This window comes from Pseudomonas lurida (assembly GCF_002563895.1).
Taxonomy (GTDB): domain Bacteria; phylum Pseudomonadota; class Gammaproteobacteria; order Pseudomonadales; family Pseudomonadaceae; genus Aquipseudomonas; species Aquipseudomonas lurida.
In genome coordinates this window covers 2,091,233-2,103,274 of sequence record NZ_PDJB01000001.1, presented here as the reverse complement: position 1 = coordinate 2,103,274, position 12,042 = coordinate 2,091,233, and the positions used below count along the sequence as shown (strand labels likewise).

The 12,042-nt window shown below is 61.0% G+C and carries 10 protein-coding genes; 7 read left to right on the top strand and 3 right to left on the bottom strand.

Translation table 11 applies throughout. The annotated features are described in order from the left end of the window. The first annotated feature begins 94 nt into the window (after positions 1–94). The 6 genes from ATH90_RS09690 (at position 95) to ATH90_RS09665 (ending at position 7,310) form a co-directional block, all read left to right on the top strand. On the top strand, positions 95–502 hold the full coding sequence (locus tag ATH90_RS09690; RefSeq protein WP_005786670.1) for an ExbD/TolR family protein: 408 nt from the start codon (positions 95–97) through the stop codon (positions 500–502). Between the two features lie 2 nt (positions 503–504). Further along, a complete protein-coding gene (locus ATH90_RS09685; protein ID WP_098466157.1) occupies positions 505–1,233 on the top strand; it encodes an energy transducer TonB family protein in 729 nt (242 codons plus the stop codon). Positions 1,234–1,257: 24 nt separating this feature from the next. After that, entirely contained in the window at positions 1,258–3,540 is a 2,283-nt protein-coding gene (locus ATH90_RS09680) for a TonB-dependent receptor (RefSeq protein WP_069022620.1), read from the top strand. Between the two features lie 17 nt (positions 3,541–3,557). Continuing rightward, entirely contained in the window at positions 3,558–4,205 is a 648-nt protein-coding gene (locus tag ATH90_RS09675; protein ID WP_034106522.1) for a MotA/TolQ/ExbB proton channel family protein, read from the top strand. Positions 4,206–4,257: 52 nt separating this feature from the next. Continuing rightward, positions 4,258–5,475 (top strand): phospholipase D-like domain-containing protein, encoded by a 1,218-nt coding sequence (locus ATH90_RS09670; protein WP_098466156.1) that lies wholly within the window; start codon positions 4,258–4,260, stop codon positions 5,473–5,475. 95 nt (positions 5,476–5,570) lie between these two features. Next, positions 5,571–7,310, top strand: coding sequence for a dipeptidase (locus ATH90_RS09665; protein WP_098466155.1), 1,740 nt, complete (start codon positions 5,571–5,573; stop codon positions 7,308–7,310). Positions 7,311–7,353: 43 nt separating this feature from the next. On the opposite strand, the gene ATH90_RS09660 is transcribed toward ATH90_RS09665, so the two are convergent. Beyond that, a complete protein-coding gene (locus ATH90_RS09660) occupies positions 7,354–9,015 on the bottom strand; it encodes a M24 family metallopeptidase (RefSeq protein WP_098466154.1) in 1,662 nt (553 codons plus the stop codon). Positions 9,016–9,093: 78 nt separating this feature from the next. Here ATH90_RS09660 and pdxR point away from each other — a divergent pair, with 78 nt between their 5' ends. After that, entirely contained in the window at positions 9,094–10,599 is a 1,506-nt protein-coding gene (pdxR, locus tag ATH90_RS09655) for a MocR-like pyridoxine biosynthesis transcription factor PdxR (RefSeq protein ID WP_098466153.1), read from the top strand. A gap of 11 nt (positions 10,600–10,610) precedes the next feature. On the opposite strand, the gene ATH90_RS09650 is transcribed toward pdxR, so the two are convergent. Together ATH90_RS09650 and ATH90_RS09645 are read right to left on the bottom strand one after the other, a co-directional pair. After that, positions 10,611–10,862, bottom strand: coding sequence for a hypothetical protein (locus tag ATH90_RS09650; protein ID WP_034106532.1), 252 nt, complete (start codon positions 10,860–10,862; stop codon positions 10,611–10,613). Between the two features lie 74 nt (positions 10,863–10,936). Continuing rightward, positions 10,937–12,040, bottom strand: coding sequence for a polyamine ABC transporter substrate-binding protein (locus tag ATH90_RS09645; RefSeq protein ID WP_098466152.1), 1,104 nt, complete (start codon positions 12,038–12,040; stop codon positions 10,937–10,939). Positions 12,041–12,042: the final 2 nt, after the last annotated feature.

Genomic DNA, 12,042 nt, shown 5'->3' with positions numbered 1-12,042 from the left:
CGTCCTAGAGCGCTTAAAACGTCAATAAAAGTTAACCAATCGGTCATTTTTGGTTGTTAGCGTGTCGCCCCTAATTCAATAACGGGGTAACGGAATGAGAACCTGGGACGAACCGAAAAAACGCAAGGCGCACATCGAACTGATCCCGATGATCGACGTGATGATGTTCCTCCTGGTGTTTTTCGTACTCGTGAGCCTGAACGTGATTCCGGCCCTCGGCATGAAGACCCAACTGCCGAGTGCCAGCAGTTCGCAACAGCTCAAGCCACAGAACAAATTCATCCTGACCCTGGGTCTGGAAGGTCAGTTGCAGCTTGATGGCAAAGACCTCACGGTCGATGCACTGGTGCCGGCATTGAAAGCCGCAGAAAAGCCCGACACCAAGTCGACCATCATCGTTAACAGCGACAAAGGCGTCGAAGTTTCGCGCCTGGTGGAGGTGATGGACACCCTGCGTCTGGGTGGCTTTACCTCTGTGTCCATCGCCACGCGCAAGTCCTGATCATGTACGTCCTGTTCCGTGCGCGTCAGCTGCTGGGCAGTGTGCCGGCCCTGATCGCCCTGGTGCTGATTGCACTGGGAATCCAGTCCCAGACGTTGAAGGTCGAGCCCGTCTATGACGAGTCGGCGGTGGAGTTGGCGCTGGTCGAGCCAGAGCCGGAAGTGATCCCTCAGCCGGTGGTGGAACAAGCGCCACCACCGCCGGTCATCGAGGATGAAGAGGCCGAGCCCGCCCCGCCTCCACCACCGCCCAAACCGCTGCCAAAACCTGAGCCCAAGCCCAAGCCAAAACCGCTGCCCAAGCCGGTGGTGGCCAAGCCCGCACCTGCGCCCACGCCGCCACCGGTCGCGGCCAAACCCGCACCGACGGCTGTCGCCCAGGTTGCACCGACACCGGCGCCGCCCGCTCCGCCCAAGGTCGATGGCCAAGCCCTGGAAGGCGGTTACCTCAAGGGTTTGCGCAACGAGTTGGACACCTACAAGCAGTACCCCACCGGACGCCAGGCCTCCCTCGAACGCCCAACCGGCGAGGTGGTGGTCTGGCTGCTGGTAGACCGTCAGGGCCGGGTTCTCGATTCCGGCTTGCAGACCCAGGCCTCGAACATGTTGCTCAACCGGGCCGCTACCAACAGCTTGCGCCGTATCAAGCAAGTCAAGCCGTTCCCCGAGCAAGCCTTCGGGGGGCGCAATGAGCAGCGCTTCACCGCCACCTTCAACTACAGCGTGCAATAAGCACCCGACACCAGGACGACAGTGATGAGGTTCACACGGATTCATCTGGCACTCGTTGCCGCAAGCATGGGCCATGGCATGGTCATGGCCGACACCCGCGACAGCGACGTCGGGACCATTGGGGTCCAGGGCAAGGCCACGGCAGGTGGCGGCTACATGGTGCAGGAAGAAAGCATCAAGGGCCGCTCCACCGTCACCAAGGAGGCGCTGGATAAACAGACCGCCACAGGCAACGCCGTGGACAAGCTCAAGTACACCCCAGGCTTGAACATCTCCAGCGAAGACGCCACCGGCCTGTCGGGCTTCCGCTTCACCATGCGCGGCCTCAACTCCGACCAGGTGGGCATGTCGGTGGACGGCATGCCGATCAACGACTCTGGCAACTACGCGCTGTACTCCAACTTGCTGGGCGACCCGGAAAACATCGAGCAGATCTTCGTCACCCAGGGCTCGGCCGAAGCCGACGGCCCGCACATTGGTTCCAGCGGCGGCAACATCGGCATCGTGACCATTCGCCCGACCAAGGAAACCGGTGCGTTCGTCAAGCAGGTCATGGGCAGCAACGCCACGCGCAAGACCTTCGCCCGCCTCAACACCGGCGAGATCAATGGCCTGAGCAACTGGCTGTCGGCGTCCCATACCGAAGGCCAGATGTGGCGTGGCTCGGGCGCCGTGCGCGCGGACAAAGTGGAGTGGAACAGCTTCTTCGATGCAGGCGATGGCAACACCGCCAACCTGATCCTCAAGTACCACGAGCAAGACAACAACAGTTACAGCCAACTGACCAAGGCCCAATACCAGCAGAACGGCCGCAAGTACGATCCCTACCCGGCCACGCCGACCGTGGGCAGCAACGGCAAGTACAACAGCTATTACGCCCTGGCGCAGAATCCTTTCCAGACGTTCACCGCCGTGCTCAACACCCAGTTCAAACTGGCAGACAACCTCGCGCTGTCGGTGATTCCGTATTACTACTGGGGTAACGGCAGTGGCGTCGGCGCGTCCAGCTATGCACTGAACCGCGGCTCGAACCAGGGCGGCGTGTTCGACCTGGGCAACCTGCCCACCGGCGCCCAGTACAACGCGGACGGCACCCCGAACAGTGGCGTGTACTACCGCCCTTCACGCACGCAGACCTGGCGTCCGGGCATCACCACCAAGCTGAACTGGGACCTGGGCGATCACAGCGTGCAAGTGGGCTACTGGTACGAGCGCGCACGCCAGAGCCAGACCCAACCCTTCATTGCGCTCAAGGCCAGCGGCAAACCCGTCGACACCTGGCCGGACTCCAACGACGCCGTGGTCGATGCCAACGGCAATACCGTCCAGGGCCGCGACCGCTTCACCGTCACCCCGGCACAGAAGGTCTGGGCCCAGGACACCTGGTACCTCAACCCGGACTGGACCCTGGTGGCCGGCCTGGCCTACATGAACGTCAAGCGTGACGGCACCAACCACGGCAGCCTCACCGAACAGGCGGAAAAACGTAACCAGACCTACAACAAACTGCTGCCCAACGTCGGCCTTAAATACCAGCTGGATGAACGCGACCAGTTGTTCTACAGCCTGTCGCGCAACATGCGCATCCCGCAGAACTACGTGCTGTACGACAAGGGCGCCGGCTCCATCGATGCCAAGCCGGAAACCAGCTGGAACCACGAGTTGGGCTGGCGCTACACCGATGAAGACATGACCGTGGCCGCCACCTTGTTCTACATGCAGTTCAAGGACCGCCAGGTGTCGTCGCGCGACATCAACGGTGACTTTGCCGACATCAACGCCGGTTCCGTCAACAACAGTGGCCTGGAGCTGGAGTGGAGTGGCCTGCTGCCCAACCACTTCAATTACTACACCTCCTACACCTACACCAAGGCCGAACAGCAGGACGACCTGACCGTCTACAACGCGGGCCGGGCCATCCTCTTGCCGACCAGCGGCAAGCAGTTCGCCAACGTGCCGAAAAACATGCTGGCGGCCAACATCGGTTACGACGATGGCCGCTTCTACGGCACCTTCGGCGGCAAGTACACCAGCAAGCTCTACGGCGACCTGACCAACGATGAAGCCATCTCCGGCCGCACCGTATTCAACGCCGGCGCCGGTATCTACCTGCCGGTGGACAAGAAGGTGGTCAAGGACGCGACCCTGCGCCTGAACGTCGACAACCTGTTCGACAAGAAGTACCTGGACGGCGTGTATACCACCAAGACCAACGCGGCCACCTACGGCGGCTTCCGCGATGGCGACCCGGCCTACATCGTGGGCCTGGAGCGCACTGTGACGGTTTCCCTGGAAGCCAATTTCTAACGGCGAGGTAATTGAACATGGACATGAACCTGCTCCACGACATCACCTTTTATGTGATGTATGCCGCGATGGCCATCGCCATCTTTATCACCATCGAGCGCGGTATCTACTTCGCCTACGTACGCCGCCAGGCCCGAGCGCTGACCGACGTGCTCGGCGCCCACGTGCACAGCGAGCGCGACTTGCCGCAAGACCTGAAACGCCGCGACAGCCTACCGCTGAACATGGTGTTGCCGGTCCTGGCACAGAAAGCGTCGCAGGGGTCGCGCAAAGACCTGGATGACGTCATCGAAACCCAGTACCTGACCACCCGCGCACCGCTGGCACGCAGCCTGTGGATCATCGAGACCATCACCACTGCCGCCCCGCTATTGGGCTTGCTGGGCACCATTCTCGGCATCATCGACACGTTCAAGGCGCTGGCCACGGCGGGTGTGTCCGATCCAGGGCAGATCTCCGGTGGCATCGGCACGGCACTGTTTGCCACCGGCCTGGGGATCGCCATCGCGCTGTTCTGCGTGGTGTTCCATAACTTCTTCCAGGACAGCCTGGAGCGCATCAACGACCAGCTGAAGATCCTGCTGATCCGCGCCGCCACCGGCGCGCGCGTGCAGAGTGAAGTACCACACCTGGTGCCAACGCCCTTGCACAGCCGCACGGCGTAGACGTACCCGCGGGCGCGCAATGCGCCCGCTTTCTTTTGTGACAGGAATCCCTATGTCCGTTTCCTTGAAGTTGCGTGTTGCAGGCCTGGCTGGCGTGCTGATAAGTCCGCTGGCCCAGGCGGACTTTTCGATTCCAGGGTTTGAGCTGGTGCACACGGTGCCGGTGGATACCGCCCTCGGCACAGACGACTTGCGCCAGCCCGGCCCGGTATGGAGCGAACTCTTCGACGGTGCCAAGCGCCGCATTGATATTGGCCAGTTCTACGCCGCCGACCACCCGGGCTCGGTGATGGACCACGTGATCGAACGCCTGGAAGCCGCCGGCAAACGCGGTGTGAAGATTCGCTTTCTGCTGGAAGAAAAGGGTTTGAAGCTGTCGGAACCGGCCACGCTTGAGCGCTTGCGCGCGATCCCCAACCTGACCTTTCGCGTATTGCCCTACGCCCGTGTGAGCGGTGGCATCATCCACGCCAAATACATGGTGGTGGATGGCAAGCAGGCATTTATCGGCAGTCAGAACTTCGATTGGCGCTCGCTGGAACATATTCACGAAACCGGGTTGCGTATCAGTGATGCAGCCGTGGTGGGCCAGGTGCAGGCGGTCTTCGAGCAAGACTGGAACGCCCAGCAAGCGCTGACCGACAACCAACCGGTGCCGCTGCCTGCCGCGAGCCAGGAGCCACCGCGCACCGGCAACTACCTGGTCGCCAGTCCGCACCGCTACAACCCGCCAGGCGTCGGCGATTCACAGCTGGAACTGCCACGGTTGCTGGGCGAAGCCAAACAGGAAGTGCGTGTGCAACTGCTGGATTACGCGCCGCTTTCCTACGGCCCGGACAAGACCCGTCCGTACTACGCGGTGATCGACAACGCCGTGCGCGCCGCAGCGGCGCGTGGGGTGTCGGTCAAGCTGATGGTGTCCAACTGGAACACCGACAAGCGGGAGCTGCCCTACCTCAAGAGCCTGGCGGTGCTGCCTAACGTCCAAATCAAAATCGTCACTCTGCCGCAAGCCAAGCAAGGGTTTATCCCCTACGCGCGGGTGATCCACAGCAAGACCATGGAGATCGACGGGCAGGTCGCCTGGATCGGCACCAGCAATTGGCTGGGTGGGTACCTGGATAATTCGCGCAACCTGGAAGTGGTCATGCACAGCGAAGCGATGGCCAAACGTGTCGGGCAATTGCATCAGCAATTGTGGGATGGCCCCTACGCTAGAGCCTTGAACGTGACCGAAGAGTACCCAGAACCGCATCCTGGCCAGCATTGACCAAGGGCACCTGTGTAGTGGTAGTGTGTGGAAATGTTTCTGACAATTCGATCAGAAACTTCCTACTCACTACCTGCAAAGGAATGCGTCTCTCAATGCACTTTCCACTCAAGCAACTGGCGGCGGCCACCCTGTTCGCGGCGAGCCTCTCGGCCATCACCAGCTCCGCCTTCGCCAACATCACCCCTGACCAGAGCACGGCGATTCTCAAGAGTTTCAACGAAACGTCTGTCACCGATTTTCGTGGTTTCCTCAGTGCCGTGGCCAAGGGCGACCTGGGCAAGACCGGCGATGTCGGCCCGGCGATCAAGACCTTCCTCGACAACAAAACCCTGAGCGCCGACCAACAGAACGAAATCAATCGTCTGCTCGGCCTCTACACGCGGGTGAAATACGGCAAGGCCGCCACCGAAACCCTGCGCGAGCTGGTGGAAATCCCGACCTTTAACGTCGACGGTTTGCCCCAGTACAAAAACCCGGAATTCCTCAAGATCGCCGGGAAGATCCAGGACCTGGCCAAGGCCTTTGACCTGAACTTTCGCAACATCGACAACCGCGTCTACGAAATCTCCCTGCAAGGCAGCGGCGATGAAGTGGTCGGCATCCACGCCCACGCCGATGTGGTGCCGGTAACGCCGGAAAACTGGGTGCTGAAAGATGGCACCAAGCTCGATCCGTTCAAGGTCACGCTGATCGGCGACCGCATGTACGGCCGTGGCACCGAGGATGACAAGAACGGCATCGTGGTAGCCATGTACGCCATGAAAGTGATCAAGGAAGAGAAGCTGCCGCTGGCGCGCACCTTCAAGCTGCTGGTGGACACCACCGAAGAAACCTCCGGCGACGCGATCCCTTACTACTTCGAAAAAAATCCGACCCCGCCGTACAACCTGGCGCTGGATGGCGGCTACCCGGTGGTGATTGCCGAGAAAGGCTACGGCACAGTGATGGCGACGTTCCCACGCCGCCAGGGTGAAGGCAAAGGCGCGGAAATCATCGCAATGACCGGCGGCATGGCCACCAATCAGATTCCGTCGGCGTCGGTGGCTACTTTTGTCAGCGACAAACCTGCCGAATTGGCCGCCAGCCTGCAAAAAGCCGGCACTGAATACGCCAAGCGCAACGGTGGTGATTTTGAAGTGGCCGCCAAGGTCGATGGCAAAGACGTCAAGCTGACCGTCACCGGCGTGTCCGCTCACTCGTCCGAGCCAGAATCCGGGGTTAACCCGGTATCGCGCATGCTGGAGCTGATCCACAGCGTCGACGGCAAGATCGCCCTCAAGCACAACCACATCACCGACGCTGCGCGTTATGCGTCCGACAACTGGGGCCTGGATTACCTGGGCGGCAAGTTGGGCGTGGGCTTCTCCGATGAATTCATGGGCCCGCTGACCACGTCGCTGACTTTTGTCGGCCTGGATGACAACGCCTTCAAGCTGGCGGTGAACCTGCGCGTGCCGAAGGGCAAGTCGCCGGAGAAACTCAAGGCCGAGATCGCCGACAAGCTGAGCGCCTGGGACAAGAAATCCAAGGTCAAGGTGGACTTCACCTACTCGGTGGCCGAGCCAATGTACCGTAACCCGGAAGGCGAATGGGTCAAGGCCCTGCTCGCGGTGTCCACGGAAAACCTGGGCATGGAGCACAAGTTCGGTACCTCGGCCGGCGCCACCTCCGTGCATGAACTGCCCAACGGCGTGCAATTCGGCCTGGCGCGCCCGGAAGTGAAATACACCGGGCACACCGACAACGAGTTCAAGACCGTCGACCAGTTCCTGCTCGACCTGCAGATCGTGACTGAAATGATGGGCCGTATCGGCCAACTGCCGAAGCTCTGAACCAAGCGCTGATGTAAAGGAGCCCGCCGCGACGGCGGGCTCTTCACGCTTGCAGCATCAACATATCCTCGAAAAAACCACCGACCGGTTCGGTGGGATGGCACAGCTGGATTTCCAGGACCCAGGCCATTTCGCTCGGGGGGATCTCCAGGTCGGCCAGCTCCTTGTTCTCGAACAACGCGTGGGGGAAATCCGCGAGGCGATGGCCGGCGAGGTTGCGCGCCAGCCTCCAGCCTTTTGACTCCGCGCTTTGCTCGGCAAAGTCATAGAGTTCACGACCGGTAAGGCCGCGCAACCAGGCTTCGCGGGTTTCGTCGAACACGGCGTGCAGTGCGGTTCTGCACGCGAGGTGCAACGGTGAGTCACCGAACACAAAGGTATCGCCATAATCGCCTTCATAGCCGTCCCACACCGGGCCCAGGTCTACCACGGCGATATCGGTGGCGCGCAGCCTGCGCTGGCGGTCAATCCCTTCACGGGGTGGCCGGACCGTGTCGTCGCCAAAGCGGATATAGGTGGGGTGCCACGTGTGGGATGCGCCCATGGCCTGCAGTTGTTCGGCGGCCATGTCGAGGGCTTCGCCGGTGGTCATGCCCACCCGCAGTCGGCTGGCAATCGCCGCCAGGGCACGTATGGACTGTTCGCGCGCCGCCAGCATGCCGTCGAGAGAGTAGCGCGGGCCGACTTTTTCCCAGACCGGGTGCAGCAGCCTTGGCGTCGTTTCAGCGCTTGAGCGGCCGCTGGGCACAAAGGCTTCGGCGACAAACCGATGGCTGGGCAAGCCCGATGCAAGGCACTCCGTACGCACCTGGCTGATCATTGCGCCGTTACCGCACGCATACAGCTGGACCGTTTCCCAGTGATGCCCGTGGCTCAGCGCGACTTCCTGCACCCGCCCCTGCGAAGCGAGCACCGGGTGCCAGTGAAAACGCGGGTGGTCGATGACCGATTTGTCCAGGAACGCGTGGTCGTAGAAATCTGCCGGCTGCGCGCCTCCCCAGTACAACGTCACGTCGATATCACGCTTCAAGGCGGTCAGCAGGATCGGCTTGATGCCGGCGTAGCCGGTGCCGGTGGCGAACAAGACCACAGACGCAGCGTCATTGTCCTGCCAGGTGCAGGCACCAAAAGGCCCTTCCAGTTGCAACACGTCGCCCGCATCAAGGTCGTCCAGGATTGCCTCGGAAAACAGCCCGCCGCTCACCCGTCGAATCTGAAAAACCAGGCGGCCGTCGTCTTCAGCCGGCAGGTTGGCGATGGAGAAACACCGCGAGTCGCCATCGACCAGACGGACCTTGAGGTATTGGCCAGCCCGCACTGCCAACGGCCTGTCCGGCATCACCACCAGCTCAATGATGTCGGGTGCCACCGCGCGTTTACTCACAACCTGTGCCTCGACCACCAACGTAGGCGTGTCCAATGACCAGCCGGGAATTTCCAGGCGCATGTCGCCGCAGGCATGGCTCTGGCACAACAGCATTTCATTGGCCGCCAACGGATAGCACGGCGCGGGGGCATCCGGCGCCAGGTGTTTGGCCCGGTACTCCCCCTCTGCAACCACCACCTTGCACGATCCACAGGCACCGCGCCGGCAGGAGAACGGCACGAACAGGCCATTGGCGAGCATCGCATCCAGCAACAGCTCGTCACCGGCCTCAACGGTTTTCCCCGAGGGGGACAGTTCGATGACATGACGTGTATTCATAACAACCTCGGGGGTGAGTGAGGCTTGATTGTTGCGCTAGACTAGGCCCATTAGAACCTCCAGTTTTGGATACTTCAGATGGTCCAGATGCGTAAATGGCGTCCGCTGCTCAACCTCGACGACAGTGGCAGCCAGGCGTCCTACCGCAAGATTGCCGAAGGCCTGGTGACCGCGATCCTTGACGGCCGATTGCCGCCTGGCACCTTGCTGCCGGGCACGCGGGAAATGGCGCAGTTGCTCGACGTCAACCGCAAGACCGTGATCCTGGCCTACGAAGAAGCCCTGACCAAAGGCTGGCTGGTCAGCGAGCCGCGACGCGGGACCTTCGTCAATGCGCAGTTGACGCCCAAGCAATTGCCGAGTCGCGCGCAGCCGTCCTTCGCACCGCCCATCCTGGCGCAGGCGGTCGTCCCGTATTTCGCCCAGAACGCCCAGGTGACGGCACTGCAGCATCGACATGGCGCGCTGTTTTTCGATAACGGCACCAGCGACCACCGCTTGCTGCCCCAAGCCGTCCTGCATCGCTACTACCGCAATGCCCTGCGCAGCAGTTTCGCCTCGAACTCCGTGCGCTACGGCAGTGAGGCCACCGGCTACCATTTGCGCTGTGCCCTGGCCGAGATGCTGCGCAACAACAGGGGGCTGAGGGTCAGCGCCGAGAATATCTGCCTGACCCAAGGCACCCAGATGTCGCTTTACCTGACAGCCAGCCTGCTGCTGAAACCCGGCGACGTGGTGCTGGTGGAGCGGCTGAGCTACCCGCCGGCCTGGGAAATTTTCCGCAAACTGGGCGCGCAACTGGTCACGGTGGACCTGGACGAAGAAGGCTGTCGCACGGACCAGATCGATCGCCTGTGCCGTGCACATAAGGTGCGGATGATCTATCTCACGCCACACCACCAATTCCCCACCACCGTGAGCTTGCACGCGGCGCGGCGGCAACAGCTATTGGCCTTGGCGGCGCAGCATGACTTCTGCATCATCGAAGAAGACTACGACCACGAGTATCACTTCAACGGGCGGCCCTACCTGCCCCTGGCCAGCGACCGCTCGCAGCGTCATGTGATCTATGTCGGTTCGTTATCCAAGGCCCTCGGCTCGACGTTTCGCTGCAGCTATGTGGTTGCACCTACTGATGTGATTGAAACCTTGCACATCAACGCCGCACTGATGCTGGGCGATGCCGATGCGATCGCGCAGAAGATGCTCGCGGACCTGATCAATGATGGCGAATTGAAGAAGCATCTGCGCCGTGTTTCCAAGGAATACCGCGCCCGCCGCGAAGCCTTGCAGACCTGCCTGCACGAGGCCTTCGGCGAGCGGATCAGTGTGCGGGAACCGGAAGGCGGGCTGGCGCTGTGGGTGCGGTTCGAAGATCAGATAAACGTCGATCAGACGGTGGCAAGCGCCCTGGACCATGGGCTGGTGGTACGCAGTGGCAGGCAGTTTTCGCCACTGGACCAGCCGGAAAATGCACTGCGCCTGGGCTTCGCGTCACTCAATCAGGAAGAAATCCGTGAGGCCACGTTGCGTCTGGCCAAGGCAGCCAATGTGCGCACCTACAAAAATGCCGATCATCACTGATCGGCATTCGGTTAGAGCGGTAGCAGGAAGCGGGATCTCTCTTCGGCCCGGGCAAGTTCCGGAAACTCCAGCAACAGCGCGCGGTTGCCGCGGCCGATATGCTCCATCACCGCCCGTGTAATGTACTCACGCACCATGCCCGTCGAGACGTAATACATGGCCCAGGCTTGCTCAGGCGTACAGTGGCCGATCTGTTCTTCGATTTCCTTGTACGCCTTGTCATCGTTCGAATTAACGTCACGCTGATAATAGCCTTGGCCCATGATTGACCTCCTTCACTGGAACATCTGCGACTGCTGCAGAGCCAAGCGCCCGACAGGCCTATGGATTCGTGCGATCAGGTCCCACTCTTCACCTTGGTCCACACCCGCGTACGGATTCGCTCCAACTTCAAGGGCAGCGGTTCAAGGGGAACCAAGGTGGCAATCGTCTCTTTGGACGGATAAATCCAGGGGTTGTCGCGCAGCTTCTGCTCGACCAACGCGGTGGCATCCTTGTTGGCGTTGGGGTACAGCGTGTGGTTGGAGCTCTTGGCAATCACTTGCGGGTCCAGCATGTAGTTGATAAACGCCAGACCTTGGCGGGCATGCGGCGCATCCTTGAGCAGCACAAAGTTTTCCGACCACACCAGCCCACCTTCGCGAGGCAAGCTGTAGGCGATTTTGCGGCCGGTGTTATTTTTCTCATTGATGGTTTGCGCCATCAGCGCCCCGTTCGCCCAGCCCACCACCACACAGATATTGCCATCGGCAAAGTCGGCGTCCGTTCGGGATGAATCGAAGTAGAGCACGTAAGGGCGGATCTTCAGCAGCAGCGCCTGGGCTTTCTGGTAATCCTCAGGGTTCTGGCTGTTGCTCGGCAGCCCGAGGTAATTCAAGGCAATCGAAATGATTTCACTTGGGGAGTCGAGCATCGCCACGCCACACGACTTGAGCTTGCTGATGTTCTCTTCCTTGAAGATCAAGTCCCAGCTGTCCACCGGGGCATCGTCACCCAGGGCGGCCTTGACCTTATCCACGTCATAACCAATGCCGGTGGTGCCCCACAAGTAGGGGACGGCGTAACGGTTACCCGGGTCATTGGCTTCAAGCAGCGCCAGCATCTCCGGATCGATGTGTGAGAAATTACTCAGTTGAGAGCGGTCCAGCGGCGCAAGTACGCCTGCCTGGATCAGGCTTGGCAAGACATTCGAGGTGGCAACGACGACGTCATACCCAGTGCGCCCGGCCATGAGCTTGCTCTGCATGATCTCGGCACTGTCGAAGGCATCGATATGCATCCGCGTACCGGTCTTCTGCTGAAATTCCTTTGGCGTTTCCGGCGCGATCAGGCCGAACCAGTTGTACAGGTTGACCCGTGACTCGGCCGCCGAAGCCGGCGCACTGGCACACAGGCAGATTAACGCGGACATAAAAATGGCGCGCAAATGGGGTTGACTCATAT